Origin of the sequence: Sphingomonas sp. PWP1-2 (assembly GCF_049898305.1) — a bacterium.
Taxonomy (GTDB): domain Bacteria; phylum Pseudomonadota; class Alphaproteobacteria; order Sphingomonadales; family Sphingomonadaceae; genus Sphingomonas; species Sphingomonas glacialis.
Map to the genome: position 1 here is coordinate 28715 of NZ_JAFCXM010000007.1, position 14962 is coordinate 43676.

A 14962-nucleotide genomic window follows, 5' to 3' on the forward strand; every position below is an offset into this window, starting at 1 on the left:
GTGGTTTGGTTCAGCGGGTGGATCTCGGCGCATGTGCGGCGCGATCATGCTCTTGCGTGATCCAGAGCGGCGTCAGGCGGCCGGTGATCGTGGCTGCTGGAAGTGGCCCGAAATACCGGCCGTCGAAACTGTCCGGGACTTCGGGATTCATCAGAAAGACGTCGCCACGCGCGAGCGCGCGGCATCCCTTCCAGGCGGGCAATTCGCGCCCGAGATGGTCTCGGGTCCGAGCGTCGCCGAGATGCTTTCCATCGACGGTGATGCGGTATCCATGGCGGCAAACGCGCTGTCCGGAAACGCCAGCGACATGCTTCAGCATCGGCACGCCGCGCGGCAGATAATGGCGCTCGGCAAGGAAGCCGGCGAGCTGATCGGGCGGCAAGACGGCGACCAGGTCGCCGACCTTCGGCGCCGGCACCGAGCTCATCCGGTACAAGCCTACGGGCACGCTCGCACTGGCGTTCCAGATGAGTCTCGGCGACGGATGGATGAAGGCGGTGACGATCGTCGCCATGGTGGCGAAATACGCCACCATCACATAGCCGAACCGGGTCATGCCTGCAGCTCCCGGCGCTGGAGCCAGGCGCGGTGACGGTCGATGGAATAGACTCTCGGCTCGATCCCGACCGTCAACCGATTATGCACATGGCACCAGTGATCGGGCGCCGCGTCGCACGGATCGACGCCTACGGCCTCGACGGCGTCGATCGCCTGGAGGACGCGTTCGACCTTCGGCCAGCCATGGATCGACAGCAGCAGCTCGCCACCCGGTCGCACGAAGGGCAGCGTCGAATAGGCCTCGCCCGACGCAACGGTCCCGACGATGTCGATGCGCGACAGGATCGTCCCGAACAGGTTCGACGCCCAGCGGACGAACGCAAAAACCTCGCCGGGTCTGAAGCTGACGATACGCCGCCGGCGATCGACGATCCTGTCATGGGCGATGCGGCCAAAGCGAATCCAGTGCTCGGTCCGCTTCTCGATCCATGTCAGTTCGACATGTGTGAGGCCGTCTCCGGCAAGCGACGCGGGCGTCAATCTCCCGCTCAGATTCGGGCGCGGGCTACCAATCATCATTCTTCTCCTGCATTTTCGGGAAACTCGCGCGCGAACAGCGTCCGCAGCATGTCGGCGATGGTAGTGCCGCGCTTGACCGCGATGAGCTTCATCCGCTGTCGGAGCGCTGGCGTGACATCGATGGTGAGCCGCGCGGTGAAGCTCCCGGCAGCGATCGCGTTACCGCCGCCGGGTGTGTCGGCGGCCCTGATCCAGCGGTCGGCATCGCCCGGTCGCGACGCGAACCCGGCCCTGGCGGGTCGATCGCTCACGGGATGATCCCCTCGACTTCGGCGGCAAGCAGCGCGATCTCGCGCGCGGCGGGTCCGTCCTCTTCGATCTCGAACGCGAGCCGGCCATGCTGCGCGGCGTGCGCGAAAATGACACGCTGACCGACGCGCGCACCGAGTAGAGGCGGATCGTGATCCGCCAGCGCATCGGCGGTCGCGCGCGCGATCACGCTGCGTCCAACGCACCGGTTGAGAACGAACCTGGCGGCGATCTCAGGACGATAGATGCGCGCCTCGGCAAGCAGCGCCAGCATCTCGGCTGACGCCCATCCGTCGAACGGTGATGGCTGGACGGGTATCAGCACGAGGTCGGCTGCGAGCAAGGCCGAACGCATCAGACTAGCGACGCGGGGTGGTCCGTCGATCACCACATGATCGGCATGACGTGCGAGCTCGGGTGCTTCGCGGTGCAGCGTATCGCGGGCCAGGCCGAGCACGCCGAACAGCCGCGGCAGGGCAGCTGTCGCGCGCGCTTGCGACCAGTCGAGCGCGGATCCTTGCGGATCGGCATCGACCAGGGCGACGCGCCGGCCTTCGCGCGCCCATTGGCCGGCCAGGTGAAGCGCCAGCGTCGACTTGCCGACACCACCCTTCTGGTTGAGCAGGGCGACAATCATCGCCGTGCTCCGGCATGTGTGATGTTCACAGGCCGCTGCCGTGCGTCTAGCGTTAGAAAGAATCCGAAGGATTCTATGTTAGCTAAGTTAAGGGGCGAATTCCGGTAATGATTCCCATGCTTTATGACCGATTCCGGTTCCTGATAGGACGACTCATCGGTTCCCGATAGGACGACTCTGGCGGTTCCTGATAGGACGACTCGCATCACCTGTTATCCACAGGCGCGAGACCGACCCGGCGCATGGCGACGTCGAAGGAATCCTCAGGGGTCGAGACGAACCGTAGGCGTTCCCGGCCAAGCTCGGTCTCGAGCGCGAGACGGTAGCCGGGCAATGGCTGGCGGCGAACGATGCCGCGCAGCTCGAAGCTGAAGCGCTTCAGCGGCGACAGCACGCCGGACTTGAGATGGAGATGGGCGAGATCGAAGCTCCACCCGCCGGTCTGCCGCCCGCCATGCTTGCGCACGATCCGGTAGAGCCAGCGCTCGATACCGCCGGTGAGTTCGAAATACGCCCGGTCGATCGTCAGGACGAGCGCCTGATCCATGACACCGGCGAAGAACCAGTCGGGCACGATCATCTCGATGCCGAGCGGGCGGCCATCGCTGTCGAGCCGCTCCTTCCATTCATTGATCCAGGAGAAGCGGTGCCGGCGTCGCTGCAGCGGCTGACGGATCGAGGTCGCGACCGTTGTCGACTGGAGCCGGTCGAGCGCGGCTTTCAGCCGGTCGTAATTGTCGCGTCCTGTGCCACGGCCGATGAAGGTCAGGATCTCATGCGGCGTCGTCGCCATCAGCCGCGACGTTGGCCGACCGGCATCCCGCGCCTCGACGATCTGGCTCGCTGCCCAGATCAGGACATCGGCATCCCAGATGGTCGCCATGCCGTGCTCTGGCGTCGCTTCGACCACGATCCAGGTGTCGCCCATATGAAAGTCGATCGGCGTCACACGCTTCGATTTGGCGAGACTGAAGAACGGCCAGGCCATCAGATCCTGCGCGTCACGCGGCGCGATGTCGCCCGGGATCGACCGAAACAGGTCGAGCTGCGCACGTTCGCTACCAGGTCGGGCGACCGCCATCCTCAACGCCGCACCGGACCGGCCGGGCCGGGCACGGCCGCGTCGAGGCGCTTGGCGGGGTGAACCACGCCGATGCCCGGGTCGGAGGTCGAGCGCCGGACACCCTGATCCGCCCAGGACTGCAGGTCGTCCAGCGCATAGACGACCCGGCCGCCAAGTTTGTGGAAAACGGGACCGGTGCCGTAGCAACGATGCTTCTCGAGCGTGCGCGCCGAAAGGCCAAGCATGAGCGCCGCATCGGGCGTGCGCAGATAGCGTTGGGTCGCACGGGGTTCCGGCGTCGTCATGAGTGACCTCCAGCGGACGACGGGCGGTGATCGCCAGCTCCATCCAGTTGCCGGCACGGATGGGGGCGTGCGGGAATGGCCGGAAGGTCCGGATCCTGCGCATCATCCGACCCCGACGGGGAGAGCCGGAGCACCAGCATCTGTCGCGGATTGGCGGGAGTTCGCCGGTTTGCGACAACCTTGCGCGTTCCTGGCGCGATATATCTGGATCGGGCTATCCCCCAGGGCAGGGAATCCTCTTCCGTTGAACGTGGTATCGGCGAGCGCCGGGGGGCGAGTGCCGCCGATACGCAAATCCGTGGATCAGGATTTCCGCCTTTGCGGATCTACGCCGCGATGCCCCGCCCGGCACTGCCGGGCGGGGCGACCCTTTCGGGTCAGTCGTTGGCGCGGCTCTGGCGCGACCAGATCAGGCTGTAGGTGTCTTCGCCTTCGTCATCGAAGAGGTTGGCGAAGATCGGTGCGGTGAAGCTGGGATCGTCGAGCTTGACCGAAAGATAGTCGCGCTGTGCGGCGGAGGTCTTGGCCCATGCCGCCCCGATTTCCGCGCGACCGACAAAGACCCGGTGGGTGGGCGCGTTCTCGTTCTGGCGGTTGTCTTCGGGGACGATCCGGACGCCGCGGGCCTGAACGCCGAGGCTGACGATCTCGCCCTGATATTCCAGGCCGACCTTCTTGAAGCTGCCGATAGTTGCCATGATATAGTCCTTCGCTGTCTCGATACCGCCCCATGCGGCCTCGATGGCCAGCACAGGCCGGGCGCGATCGCCGACGCAGCTTTGCCCGCAGCGCAGCGGAGGACTGCGGGAACGGTGCTTTCTTGGTTCGCGAGGAATGGGCGTAAGCCCAGGGGAAGAATGTGCCGGGAACGCGGTTGCGGACCAAGGCGATCGAGGCGCAGCCGTCGACCGGCTAGCTCAGCCATCAATGAGGCCGTGTGGCGGTATCGCCTGCGCGATGACGAAATCTGGCAACGCTCAGCGAGTAGGAGCCGGCATGATCGTCGGGCGCATCACACCGTCTTTTCCGGACTGCGCTGCGGTCGCTTCCGCTTCGACAAACGCCTCGAGAAACCGCACCCCGGAATTGTCTGTCCGCCCGGATCGGGCCGGGCCATAGCCGCCCGCCTGAGCTGGTCCATCAACCGGCAGGAACCGACCCGCGCGATCGGCGAACCGCCGCCATGCCGCGGACCCGACCAGAAAGGCTGCAACCAAGGCCAATGCATCACACGCCGCACCGTGTGCGACCAGGTGACCGAACAGCCCCAATGCCGCGTGATAGGCGGCGGCAGCGGCGGGGCCGGCAAAGGCGAGAACAATGACCAGGCGGACAATCGGCGAGCGCGCCCGGGAAAAGGCGACGGGACCGATCGTTGCTACGACGATTCCGACAAGGACGCCTGCGATCAGCCCTTCCGCGACGCTGTCACTCCAGCCGAGCACCAGCAGCCCGGTGGAAACGCCCGAGAACAGGGGAAGCGCGTTGATGGCGAGCGCAACAAGCACCCAGCCGAGGAACAGCGTGACGGCAATCAGGATGGGAACTGCGAGAATCATGGGCGTCCTCCTTGACGAACAGGTCGTCGGACGCGCTCTCCTCCACCACCACAGCGCAACTGTCCGACGATAATAGCAAGAAGCGAGGCGCCCGGGAAAGACCAATTGGCCGCCCCGAGCGTCGGGCGAAATCCCGCGGTTTCAGCGGGCGAACGCATCATATTCTCGGTTATGCCGATGTCTGCATAACCGAGATTTTGACCCCTTCGAGATTAAATGACGAAGATCGTTGCATCGTCGATCTTGCGGGCCGACTGTGCTGAATGCCTAAAAAGAGATCACCTTCAGCCGCCCAGGCTGCGGCGGCCCGGTCGCCAGTCGCAGGGGCGACGTCGGACGCCAATCCGATCGATAACGGCACCGAAGCTGGCGGCCATATTATCGTGGGCATCGGTGCTTCCGCCGGTGGCCTTGACGCCTTCCGATCGTTTTTCTCGGAGATGCCGGCGGATAGTGGCATGGCCTTCGTTTTGGTCCAGCATCTTGATCCGGACTACAACAGCGCGCTGGCTGGAATCATCAGCGAATGCACCGTTATGCCTGTCGTCAAGGCTGCTGACGGAACCGTCGCCGCCCCGAATACCGTCTCGGTCATTCCTCAAAATGCCATCCTGAAGATCGAGGGTGGCGTGTTGCGTGTCGCTCTGCCGGAGACGCCAACGGCACGCCGGTCGTCAATCGACACATTACTAGTGTCGCTGGCACAGGACCAGGGTGAAAACGCTATCGGGATCATTCTATCGGGGTTCGGAAGCGACGGGACGATCGGGATTGAGGCGATCAAAGAAGGTGGCGGTCTGACCCTCAGCGAAGCCGCGTTCGATCATCGCGCCAAGTTTGGCATGCCGCAGAGTGCTACGGCTGGCGGCTTCGTCGATTATGTCCTTCAACCGCAAGAGATGCCGGCGCGCTTGCTGGAATATCGAGACTTCAAATCGAAAGCTAACCATGGCCTCTCTGAGGCCTCGGGGACGGGCGGACCCAATCATCTGGTTACCATTTGCGCTGTGCTCAACAGTCGCCTGGGCCGCGATTTTGGACAATACAAGTCTAGCACCTTGATGCGCCGCGTTCGTCGGCGCATGCAGGTGCTCCATATCGAAGACCCCAGCGAGTATATCACCAAGCTGCGGGAATTACCGAATGAACCGGACCTTTTGTTCAGGGAAATCTTGATCGGTGTAACCCGGTTTTTTCGTGATCCCGCCATGTTTGAGGCTTTGGCCGAGACCGTCTTACCGGATCTGATTAGCAACGGGAGCCCTGACCAACCGATTCGCGTTTGGGTTGCCGGTTGCGCTACGGGCGAGGAGGCCTATTCGCTCGCAATCCTGTTCAAAAATGCGCTGTCGCTCGCGGAATCCCCGCGAAAGGTTACGATCTTCGCGACTGATATCGATGATCGAGCAGTCACGGTCGCTCGCGCTGGGCTTTACAGCGATGCAATCGAATCTGATTTGACGGTCACCCAGCTAGAGCAGCACTTTCTGAAAGAGGGGTCGCGCTATAGGATCGCAAAGCATATCAGGGATATGTGTGTTTTCTCTACGCATGATCTAGTCAAGGATCCCCCATTCTCAAAACTCGATATGATTTCGTGCCGTAATTTGCTAATTTACTTTGAGTCGTCGTTGCAGCAGCGCGTAATTTCAACATTCCACTACGGCCTTAAAGCCAATGGGCTTTTGTGGTTAGGTCCTTCCGAGACGATCGCCGCAAGTGCGCGGCTGTTCAAGTCGCTCGACAAGCGCAGCCGGACCTTCAGGCGGCTCGAAGTCGCCACCCAAATACCGCAGTCTCCGCCAAGCAGCCGGAGGAGCATCACATCCCCCGCTCAACTAAGTGCTGAAGCCGATAGCATTGAGGCTCAGGCCACGCGGTTGATAGCGCAATACACACCCGCCTACATCGTGTTCGACGGCCAACATGAGATTCAGCGGTTTTCAGGGCCCGTCGCGAAATTCATGGAGCCGGCAAGCGGCGGCGCCAGCCTGAACCTGTTTCGGATGCTTCATGCCCAGCTACGGCCACCAGTCCGAAGCCTCGTCCGCAAAGCGCTCGAAGAGCAAAGATCATTCCATGAACAGGTCACATTCCAGGTTTCGGGGAAGGCTCATGCAGTAAACCTTATTGCCGAACCGATGACGGAACCGGTTGGAGGGCAGCGCTGCCTGTTGCTTGCGTTCCAGGAAATCACGCCGGACGCTGCATCAAGTGTACTCGAAAAGTCAGACCACAATCTCCCCTATGTCGATGCCGAACATGGCGAACTGATCGCTGCGCGAGAGAAGCTACAGACCATCACCGAGGAACTGGAAACGGCCAACGAGGAATTGCAAAGTTCCAACGAGGAGTTTCAATCGGTCAACGAGGAATTGCATTCAACGGTTGAAGAACTGGAGACCTCCAAGGAGGAGTTGCAATCAATTAATGAAGAGCTTCATACGGTCAACGCTGAACTAAACAATCGAGCAGATAGCCTCGTCAGATCCAACAGCGATCTCGCTAATCTGTTCGATAGCACCTCAGTCGCCACCCTATTCCTCGACAACGGATCGCATATTCGCAGGTTTACTCCGGCAATCACTGAGATTTTCAATGTTCGGGAAGGCGACGAGGGACGCCTCATCAGCGATTTCTCCTCCCGCTTGGCCGGCTCCGCGCTCACTCAGGACATTGCGACGGTGTTGCGCGATCTGGGTTCGCTCGAACGCGAAGCTGAGTCAGAGGATGGCGAGGGGAGCTACCTGGTTCGAGTCAAGCCATACCGCGACCTCAACAACGTGATTGATGGCGTCGTCATCACGCTGATCGATATTTCGGATCGCAAAAAACTTGAGCGCGACCAAGCCCATCTGGCCGCCATTGTCGCGTCTTCAGAGGATGCGATCATCAGCCACGACCTTGAAGGCACGATCACGAGCTGGAACGCCGGAGCGGAGAAGATTTACGGCTATACGGCGAGTGAAATGATCGGTCAGCCGATGTCCACTTTGCTGGATGACGTCCAGATCGACGAATGGCCAGAAAATTTGGTCCGCCTGCGCCAAGGCAACCCCGTGACCAATATCGACATCAGCCGAGTAACCAAGGGCGACCGGGTAATCTACGTGTCGCTGACGATTTCACCAATGCGCGACGCTCAAGGCGTGATCATCGGTGCATCAGCTGTCGCGCGCGACATAGCCATGCGTAAGATCGCTGAACAGCATACTGAAATGCTGATGGCCGAACTTGATCATAGAGTGAAAAACATTCTTGCCGTCGTCTCATCAGTGGTTACCCAGACCCTCAATGCGGGTGGGTCCGCCTTTGCCGCGAAAGCTGAGATCGAAGGTCGGATCCAGGCGATTTCCCGCGCGCACGGTCTGTTGACCGAACTTGGCGGCGTGGAGGGTTCGCTTAGTGAACTCGTGGCGACAGAGTTAAGGCCCTTCAAGCAGCGCACAAACGTAACGATGTCGGGCGATGATATCGTGCTGACGTCGCGGGCAAACTTGAGCATGGCATTGGCCATCCACGAGCTGGCCACCAATTCAGTCAAATATGGCGCCCTTTCCACCGAGGAGGGGCATCTTGACGTGACCTGGCGCGTAACGGGAACCGCCGAAAAGCCGGACCTTGAGATCCTGTGGCTGGAAACAGCTGGGCCGCCCGTTGTACCTCCCGCCAGTCGTGGTTACGGGACCAAGCTCATAGAGCTAAGTCTGGTTCGCGGACTTACGGCCAAAGTGAATCGTGAATTCCTCGAGGTAGGAGTCCGATGTCATATTTCCGTGCCGCTGACCCACGACATTGGCCGCATCCGCTCTTCTCATCTATTGGAAAAACCTTCGCAATGAGCGACAGTGTGATGAGATTTAGGGTGCTCGTGGTCGAAGACGAGCCGCTGATTGGAATGGACATCGAGTACGCGGTCGAAGGGCTTGGTCATGTAGTCGTCGGTCCGGTCGCCGAGTTAAATGGGGCGTTGGGCCTGGCCGCTGATGAAACGCTTGGATGTGCGATCCTCGACGTCAACATCCGTGGCGGCAATTCTTATCCCGTCGCCGACATGCTCCTGAAACGCGGCGTCCCGGTGCTGTTCCTAAGTGGTTATGGCATGCATACTCTGCCACAGCGACTGCATGAAGAAGCGCTCCTACCGAAGCCCTTCACGACCGAGCAACTGGATGAGGAAATTTGCAATTTATGCGCCAGAGCATCGAATTCGAGAGATTCGAGATGGGCTGAGAAGGGCTGAGGAGGTTTAGCGAACTCTAGCGCGGAGCTCCGACGCGCCGGAACTCGGCATTCGGGTGGTTCCCCTTGGCGAATTTAGCCTGTCGGTTCAAAGGGGGTCACAGTTATGACGAAGGATTTTCCAATCGTTTGTGTCGGCGGGTCCGCTGGCGGGCTCGACGCATACACGCGGCTACTGAAGAATTTGCCCGCGGACATGGGCGTGGCTATCGTCGTCGTAAATCACCTGCGGACCGTTGCGACCAGGTTGCACGAGATTCTTCCACGCTTCACACCAATGCCGGTAGAGCTGATTACAGACCGGTTGGACGTGTGCCCGAATTGCGTGTTCATCATTCCGGAAAAACGCGATCTCCACCTCCTCAACGGGGAGTTTCGCCTAAAGCCAATCTCGAAGCCCCACGGATGGCCCGATGTCATCACGGTCTTTCTCCGCTCGCTAACTGACAACTGGACCGGCCAACTGATCGCGGTCATCGTTTCGGGCTATGATGGCGACGGGGCGGCCGCGCTATGTGGCATCAGAGAGGTTGGCGGCATCACGATCGCCCAGAAGCTCGATACCGCCGTTCAGCCCGACATGCCGCAGAGCGCAATAGACAGTGGCTGCATCGATTTCATTCTTTCGCCCGAAGGAATCGCGCAGGAAATTCGACGGATCGCAGACCGAAACTCGGCCGCCCTCTGAGACCTATTCGCACGTGACTGAACCATAGCTGCCCACCGGATGCTGCTGTGAACTCACGGTGCTGTTCGCGCGCATTCGCTGGCGGAGCTTAAGCTTGAAAAATAAAAATGGCTCCGACTGCGGAGGAAAGGGGCGCAGTCAGTCGATAAGCGTCCGCTTACAGGTGTTCGGTGGAGACCTTGGGATACTTGATTTTGGGCGCACTGCTGCCGGACCGCTCAGTGAAACGGGAATGGCGAGTTCCGGCAGGAGCGTCTATTCACGCGCGGGTCGGGGAACAGCTTGAGTTGGTCGGTACATGCCATTGCTCGAGCGGGTACAGGAGCTTTGATTATGTGCAGACCAGCCGGGCCAGACGCCCGGCTGGATGGGCAGTTGCAGCGGAGTCTACATAATCTCCCAAGGGTCATATTCCCGCACGATGCTCAGTGGATCGCCGTCATATTCGCGGGCTTCGGCAACGCCGAAGATTTGCTCATTGATTTTGAAGATGACGATGCAGGCCATCATGGTGCGGGCGAGGTTCCAGGCATAGGATTGTGCGAGGCTCAGCGGCATGATCGAAGCTCCTGTCCGGGAGCGAGGACCATCCCCGCTCGACAGGCGCCCGATGTGTCCTGCGCATGGCCGCAATCACCGCGAGAGGCGCAGCCCACGCGGCCGCACGCACAGCGTAGCGGACCCTTTACGGGTTGATGGCGTCAGGCCATGCGCTGGACCAAGGGTAAAGCCTCAAAGAGCGGGGTGGGCCTTGGTGCCGGACTGGCGCTTGGTCGAAACGACCGGGCTGCCCGCAGTCTGTCTGGACGACAGCGATGCCTTGATGGTCCAGTACCGGGTTTGCAGATGGCTCAGAGATAGCGAGCTGGTTGGCTCGACCGTCGGCGATACGATCGATGGGCTGGTTCAGCACATGAAGGCACAGCAGGTGTCCAACTTAGCGACCCGCGTGGCTCTTTGTATTTTGAAATTTACTCCATTAGTTGAATAGGATTCAACCTGTGATGGAATTATCAAAATATCCATTGCCGGTATTTTGAAATATCTCTACATGCTTGAATACCATGCAAGCCAGAATAGAAAAGTTAAAAGACCTCCTTGCCCAGGTGCCTCCGGGTTTCCTCGTCGATAGCGCCTGGCTTGGGCGCAACGGTATCGCGGATCGGCTCCTGCATCACTATGAGCAGGCGGGCTGGCTCGAACGGATCGTCAGAGGGCTCTATCGCCGGCCCGCGAGCACAGGCGAGGCGCGGGGCGCGCACGACACCTGGCAGACAGCGCTGATCTCCGCGCAACGGATCATGAGCTACGACATCCATCTTGGTGGCATGAGTGCGCTCAGCTTCCATGGCCACGCCCATTACCTTTCACTGGGCGGCATGGACGTCGTCGCGGTCTATGGCACCTGCCCTTACTGGCTCGCCAAAATGCCGCTCGACGTGCGCTGGGTGCTGCGTACCCGGGCGCTGTTCGGCGACAGCCGCGAAGGTATCGTAGAGGCACCATCGGCGCTCCCGGGCTGGCCGATCACGGTATCGTCGCCGGAGCGCGCCCTTCTCGAAGCCCTGAACGAGCTGCCGCGGCACGACAGTTTCGAGGCTGTCGATGCGGTTTTCGACAGCCTGACGACCTTGCGGCCGCGACGGCTCATGGAACTGCTCAAGGCATGTCGCAGCATCAAGGTTCGGCGGCTGTTCTTCGTGTTCGCCGACCGTCATGATCACGACTGGCTGAAGCATCTCGACCGGGCGGCGGTGGACCTTGGCTCAGGGCCCCGCGCCCTGGTGAAAGACGGCAAGCTTCACGCGCGGTACGAAATCTATGTGCCGCCTGCCTTTGCGGGGCGCGGCGAAGGCAACCAGCATGGCACGTGAGCCTTTTGCCGACCAGGTCGGCCTGCTCGTACGGACCCTCCCGTATATAGCGGGCGAGCCTGGCTTTGCCCTGAAGGGCGGCACGGCGATCAATCTCTTTTACCACGACATGCCGCGTCTCTCGGTCGATATCGATCTCACCTTCCTGTCGACCGAGAGCCACGAGACCGCACTCACCGCGATCGATGCAACACTCGACCGCATCGCCACCTCGATCGCCGGAAGCAACACCCTGCGCGTGTCGCGCATGCAGGGCGGCAGCGGCAACGCAACGCGCCTGCTCGTCCAGAGCGGCAAGGCCAGGATCAAGATCGAGACGTCGCCCATCGCGCGCGGTACCGTTCACCCACCCGCGGTTCGTGCTGTAACACCGGCCGTGGAGGACGAATTCGGCTTCGCCGAGATTCTGACGGTCGCGTTCGAGGATCTCTACGGCGGCAAGCTGGTCGCCGCGCTCGATCGCCAGCATCCGCGCGACCTGTTCGACGTGAAGCTGCTCTATCAAAATGAGGGCCTGACCGACGACCTGTTTCGCGTCTTCCTCGTCTATCTGGCGGGTTCCGGGCGACCACCGCATGAAATCCTCGCGCCCGACATGCTGGACATCACCCAGGCCTATGATCGGCAATTCATCGGCATGACGGTCGAACCGATTGCGCTGGCGGAACTGCTCGAAGTGCGGGCGCGCCTCGTCGCCGATATCCAGGCGCGGCTGGATGGAAACAGCAAGCACTTCCTGTTGTCACTGCTCGACGGCGCGCCGGATTTCGACGCGATCGGACTGCCCGGCGCGGCCACCTTGCCGGCGATCGGCTGGAAAGTCCTGAACCTCAACAGGCTGCGGGCGGCCAATCCCGAGAAGCTTGCCATCCAGCGTGCACATCTCGAGGCGCTGTTCTGACGCAAGCGGGTCCGTCCAGCTGTTGGATGCTCAGCGATCATGGATACTGCCGTTACCCGCCGCCTCTGTCGCGATAATCCATCGGACGAATCCCCATCGTCCTGGCCTTGTCAGCCAGATTGTCCTGGATACCCGAGCCTGGGAAGATGATCACACCGATCGGGAGCACCGCCAGCATCGCATCATTGCGTTTGAACGGCGCGGCCTTTTTGTGTTTCGCCCAATCGGGCTTGAAGGCGATTTGTTGAACCTTGCGGTCCGTCGCCCACGCGGATGCGATACGCTCGCCTCCCCTGTCCGAACCGCCATGCAGCAACACCATGCCGGGATGCTTCGTGTGCACGCGATCGAGGACGTCCCAGATCAGCCGGTGATCGTTGAAATCCTGCCCCGCAGTGATCGCGATCTTCGGCCCAGCCGGCACGAGCACATCGCGCTCCGCCCTGCGCCGCGCATTGATGAAATCCCGGCTGTCGATCATCGAAGCGGTAAGTGCTTTTCGGTTGGCCATCGACCCCGAGCGCGGTGTCCAGGGCTTGCGCAAATGCACCCTGAATTGCTCGGCGGCGGCATCGCGGAAGAACTCCATGGCGTCGCGGCGTTCGATCATCGTCGCGCCTTCGCGGAGCAACTGCTCCAGTTCGACCGACTTCACCTCAGACCCGTCCTGTTCGCGTTGGCCGCGCTTCTGTGCGACCTCATTGTCGTCCAATTCGCGTTCGACCCGCTCGGCGGCGCGGTGGAAGACGTTGGTCAGGCCCCAGAGAAGGTCCTCGAGATCGGGTTCGAGCCTGGTATCCTCCAGCGTCGACACCATCGCGTCGAAGATGTCGGCGACGGCACCAGCGACCATGCGGTCTTCGGGAAGCGGTCGCGGGTCCGCTTCGTCCGAGAAAGGCCGGTAGGCGTAGAGCGCCAGTTCCGGGAGAATGACGCCGGTGGCGGATTCGCGGTGCTCGGGTTCCCGGTCGGGTTCCTGCTGATCGGTTGTCATGGTGCTGCTTTCGAATTCGAGCCGCGCCCATCGCGGCCTTCGCAGGCGACGAAAGACGGCGGGCGGCCCGGGCCTGCATCCGAAAGGACCGCAGCTAAGCGGAGGACGGCGGACGAGGCTTTCTTGTCTCGCGAGGAATGGCGGTGCAGCCGCCAGGGGAAGAAAGTCGCAGTCCGTCGTTGCGGGGCCGGGACGTTTGCCGTCCCGATCGCCCTCTCAGAAGGCCGAGGGCGCGGCCCTCATCCGAACTTGTAGCGTCACCGCAGCCATATCAGGCGACGATGAGGAACCCGAGCCGCGTGGCTCCGCCACCTCATCCTGCAGATGCGAGATATCGGTCAGCATCGGACTCCGCGAGTCGCGCCCGCACCGCTGCTCGCAGGGCCGCATCTCCCAGCAGGCGAAGATCCTCGTTGAAGTCACCGAGCATGGACGACAGCGGCACGACTTCGATCCCGGACACAAGCGCGCGCTCGGCCAATGTCGCCATCGCCGCGTCACCGGCGGGATCATCGTCTCGTGCGACATAGAGGCGCCGCAGCACGGCCGGGAACAGGATGGCCGCAAGATGTGCGGACGACAGGCCGGCGATCATCGGCATCGCGGGCATAATCGAATGCAACGACCCCATGGTCTCGATGCCCTCGCCGACTGCCATTATCTCGCCCGCAATGCCGAACCGGACACCGTGACCGAGGAGATTGCCCATTGCACGCCTCGGGGTCGCGATCGGCGCCTTGCCCCGCGTCGCGGGATCGAGCCAGGTGCGATGAACGCCGGTCAGGGTGCCATCGCCATCCGTCACGGCCGCGATCATCGCCGGCCAGGCGGTCCTCGTCCCGGCCGCGTCGTCCCTGGACGGTCGGTAGTAGCAATGCGGATGGAAGCGCAGCGCGTCGTATCCGCGTAGAGTCGTGAGGCCCCGTTTGCGCAGATACGTTTCCACGACGCTGCCTGCGATCGGCCGCGACGCGTCGAACAGCCGGCGGGCGGCTTCGGGAGTGCCGGTGGCCGCCTTCTCACGCCGATGGCGCGGCGCGTCATCCGACGGCTCCGGCATCGGCATGCTCAGAAATCGCCGTGCCTCGTCGAGCGCGTCGCGCAGATGATCATGGCCTCCGGCCTGTGCGATGATGTCGAGCAGATCGCCATGCTGGCCGGTTGCGGCGTCGGTCCATTTACCCGCCGCGCCGCGTCCATCCGGCGACACGGCCAGACGGACATAGAGGCTGCGACCAGGCGTGTTGCGGATGTCGCCGACGAGCCAATAGCGGCCTTCCCTGCGTCCCTGCGACAGGTAGCGACGACATACCGCCTCCGCATGCGAAGCAAGGCGGTGTGCGATCTCGGCGGCGGGCTTTTCCATGGGGCGC

At 61.9% G+C, this 14962-nt stretch carries 17 protein-coding genes; 6 read left to right on the forward strand and 11 right to left on the reverse strand.

Going from position 1 to position 14962, the window contains the following annotated elements:
- Nucleotides 1–10: 10 nt before the first annotated feature.
- The 8 genes from ACP7C5_RS16555 to ACP7C5_RS16590 form a co-directional block, all read right to left on the reverse strand.
- Nucleotides 11–556 carry a S26 family signal peptidase gene (locus tag ACP7C5_RS16555; RefSeq protein ID WP_426265083.1) on the reverse strand — a complete coding sequence of 182 codons (546 nt, stop codon included), beginning with the start codon at nucleotides 554–556 and terminating at the stop codon, nucleotides 11–13.
- On the reverse strand, nucleotides 553–1074 hold the full coding sequence (locus ACP7C5_RS16560) for a DUF2840 domain-containing protein (protein WP_426265084.1): 522 nt from the start codon (nucleotides 1072–1074) through the stop codon (nucleotides 553–555). Before ACP7C5_RS16560 ends, ACP7C5_RS16555 begins: the two co-directional genes overlap by 4 nt.
- Nucleotides 1074–1328 (reverse strand): hypothetical protein, encoded by a 255-nt coding sequence (locus ACP7C5_RS16565; protein ID WP_426265085.1) that lies wholly within the window; start codon nucleotides 1326–1328, stop codon nucleotides 1074–1076. Before ACP7C5_RS16565 ends, ACP7C5_RS16560 begins: the two co-directional genes overlap by 1 nt.
- Complete coding sequence (gene parA / locus ACP7C5_RS16570; RefSeq protein WP_426265086.1) at nucleotides 1325–1963, reverse strand: ParA family partition ATPase; 639 nt, start codon at nucleotides 1961–1963, stop codon at nucleotides 1325–1327. Before parA ends, ACP7C5_RS16565 begins: the two co-directional genes overlap by 4 nt.
- 205 nt (nucleotides 1964–2168) lie before the next feature.
- Nucleotides 2169–3044: a replication initiator protein A gene (locus tag ACP7C5_RS16575; RefSeq protein WP_426265087.1), complete on the reverse strand. Its 876-nt coding sequence runs from the start codon at nucleotides 3042–3044 to the stop codon at nucleotides 2169–2171.
- 2 nt (nucleotides 3045–3046) lie between these two features.
- On the reverse strand, nucleotides 3047–3331 hold the full coding sequence (locus tag ACP7C5_RS16580; protein WP_426265088.1) for a helix-turn-helix transcriptional regulator: 285 nt from the start codon (nucleotides 3329–3331) through the stop codon (nucleotides 3047–3049).
- 377 nt (nucleotides 3332–3708) lie between these two features.
- The gene (locus ACP7C5_RS16585; protein ID WP_426265212.1) at nucleotides 3709–4029 is read right to left on the reverse strand and encodes a DUF736 domain-containing protein; all 321 of its coding nucleotides are present in this window, start codon (nucleotides 4027–4029) and stop codon (nucleotides 3709–3711) included.
- A gap of 279 nt (nucleotides 4030–4308) precedes the next feature.
- Nucleotides 4309–4890, reverse strand: coding sequence for a hypothetical protein (locus ACP7C5_RS16590; RefSeq protein ID WP_426265089.1), 582 nt, complete (start codon nucleotides 4888–4890; stop codon nucleotides 4309–4311).
- Between the two features lie 263 nt (nucleotides 4891–5153).
- On the opposite strand from ACP7C5_RS16590, the gene ACP7C5_RS16595 reads away from it, so the two are divergent.
- From ACP7C5_RS16595 to ACP7C5_RS16605, 3 genes are all read left to right on the forward strand, one after another.
- Nucleotides 5154–8732: a CheR family methyltransferase gene (locus ACP7C5_RS16595; RefSeq protein WP_426265090.1), complete on the forward strand. Its 3579-nt coding sequence runs from the start codon at nucleotides 5154–5156 to the stop codon at nucleotides 8730–8732.
- Nucleotides 8729–9133, forward strand: coding sequence for a response regulator (locus ACP7C5_RS16600; protein WP_426265091.1), 405 nt, complete (start codon nucleotides 8729–8731; stop codon nucleotides 9131–9133). The genes ACP7C5_RS16595 and ACP7C5_RS16600 overlap by 4 nt, the downstream gene beginning before the upstream one ends.
- 105 nt (nucleotides 9134–9238) lie before the next feature.
- On the forward strand, nucleotides 9239–9820 hold the full coding sequence (locus ACP7C5_RS16605) for a chemotaxis protein CheB (RefSeq protein WP_426265092.1): 582 nt from the start codon (nucleotides 9239–9241) through the stop codon (nucleotides 9818–9820).
- A gap of 387 nt (nucleotides 9821–10207) precedes the next feature.
- Here ACP7C5_RS16605 and ACP7C5_RS16610 read toward each other — a convergent pair whose 3' ends face one another.
- Nucleotides 10208–10378: a hypothetical protein gene (locus ACP7C5_RS16610; RefSeq protein WP_426265093.1), complete on the reverse strand. Its 171-nt coding sequence runs from the start codon at nucleotides 10376–10378 to the stop codon at nucleotides 10208–10210.
- Between the two features lie 211 nt (nucleotides 10379–10589).
- Between ACP7C5_RS16610 and ACP7C5_RS16615 the strand changes: the two genes are divergently transcribed.
- The 3 genes from ACP7C5_RS16615 (at nucleotide 10590) to ACP7C5_RS16625 (ending at nucleotide 12595) form a co-directional block, all read left to right on the forward strand.
- Nucleotides 10590–10811: a hypothetical protein gene (locus ACP7C5_RS16615; RefSeq protein WP_426265094.1), complete on the forward strand. Its 222-nt coding sequence runs from the start codon at nucleotides 10590–10592 to the stop codon at nucleotides 10809–10811.
- A 73-nt stretch (nucleotides 10812–10884) separates the two neighbouring features.
- Nucleotides 10885–11694 carry a type IV toxin-antitoxin system AbiEi family antitoxin domain-containing protein gene (locus ACP7C5_RS16620; protein WP_426265213.1) on the forward strand — a complete coding sequence of 270 codons (810 nt, stop codon included), beginning with the start codon at nucleotides 10885–10887 and terminating at the stop codon, nucleotides 11692–11694.
- A complete protein-coding gene (locus tag ACP7C5_RS16625) occupies nucleotides 11642–12595 on the forward strand; it encodes a nucleotidyl transferase AbiEii/AbiGii toxin family protein (protein WP_426265095.1) in 954 nt (317 codons plus the stop codon). The genes ACP7C5_RS16620 and ACP7C5_RS16625 overlap by 53 nt, the downstream gene beginning before the upstream one ends.
- Before the next feature lie 52 nt (nucleotides 12596–12647).
- Here the strand turns inward: ACP7C5_RS16625 and ACP7C5_RS16630 are convergent, their stop codons facing one another.
- Together ACP7C5_RS16630 and ACP7C5_RS16635 are read right to left on the reverse strand one after the other, a co-directional pair.
- The gene (locus ACP7C5_RS16630) at nucleotides 12648–13589 is read right to left on the reverse strand and encodes a DUF2493 domain-containing protein (RefSeq protein WP_426265096.1); all 942 of its coding nucleotides are present in this window, start codon (nucleotides 13587–13589) and stop codon (nucleotides 12648–12650) included.
- A 313-nt stretch (nucleotides 13590–13902) separates the two neighbouring features.
- Nucleotides 13903–14955 carry a DUF7146 domain-containing protein gene (locus ACP7C5_RS16635; protein ID WP_426265097.1) on the reverse strand — a complete coding sequence of 351 codons (1053 nt, stop codon included), beginning with the start codon at nucleotides 14953–14955 and terminating at the stop codon, nucleotides 13903–13905.
- Nucleotides 14956–14962 lie beyond the last annotated feature (7 nt).

Coding starts and splice junctions, on each gene's coding strand:
- ACP7C5_RS16555 (WP_426265083.1), bottom strand. CDS start 556: ATGACCCGGTTCGGCTATGTGATGGTGGCGTATTTCGCCACCATGGCG.
- ACP7C5_RS16560 (WP_426265084.1), bottom strand. CDS start 1,074: ATGATTGGTAGCCCGCGCCCGAATCTGAGCGGGAGATTGACGCCCGCG.
- parA (WP_426265086.1), bottom strand. CDS start 1,963: ATGATTGTCGCCCTGCTCAACCAGAAGGGTGGTGTCGGCAAGTCGACG.
- ACP7C5_RS16575 (WP_426265087.1), bottom strand. CDS start 3,044: ATGGCGGTCGCCCGACCTGGTAGCGAACGTGCGCAGCTCGACCTGTTT.
- ACP7C5_RS16580 (WP_426265088.1), bottom strand. CDS start 3,331: ATGACGACGCCGGAACCCCGTGCGACCCAACGCTATCTGCGCACGCCC.
- ACP7C5_RS16585 (WP_426265212.1), bottom strand. CDS start 4,029: ATGGCAACTATCGGCAGCTTCAAGAAGGTCGGCCTGGAATATCAGGGC.
- ACP7C5_RS16590 (WP_426265089.1), bottom strand. CDS start 4,890: ATGATTCTCGCAGTTCCCATCCTGATTGCCGTCACGCTGTTCCTCGGC.
- ACP7C5_RS16595 (WP_426265090.1), top strand. CDS start 5,154: ATGCCTAAAAAGAGATCACCTTCAGCCGCCCAGGCTGCGGCGGCCCGG.
- ACP7C5_RS16600 (WP_426265091.1), top strand. CDS start 8,729: ATGAGCGACAGTGTGATGAGATTTAGGGTGCTCGTGGTCGAAGACGAG.
- ACP7C5_RS16605 (WP_426265092.1), top strand. CDS start 9,239: ATGACGAAGGATTTTCCAATCGTTTGTGTCGGCGGGTCCGCTGGCGGG.
- ACP7C5_RS16610 (WP_426265093.1), bottom strand. CDS start 10,378: ATGCCGCTGAGCCTCGCACAATCCTATGCCTGGAACCTCGCCCGCACC.
- ACP7C5_RS16620 (WP_426265213.1), top strand. CDS start 10,885: ATGCAAGCCAGAATAGAAAAGTTAAAAGACCTCCTTGCCCAGGTGCCT.
- ACP7C5_RS16625 (WP_426265095.1), top strand. CDS start 11,642: ATGTGCCGCCTGCCTTTGCGGGGCGCGGCGAAGGCAACCAGCATGGCA.
- ACP7C5_RS16630 (WP_426265096.1), bottom strand. CDS start 13,589: ATGACAACCGATCAGCAGGAACCCGACCGGGAACCCGAGCACCGCGAA.
- ACP7C5_RS16635 (WP_426265097.1), bottom strand. CDS start 14,955: ATGGAAAAGCCCGCCGCCGAGATCGCACACCGCCTTGCTTCGCATGCG.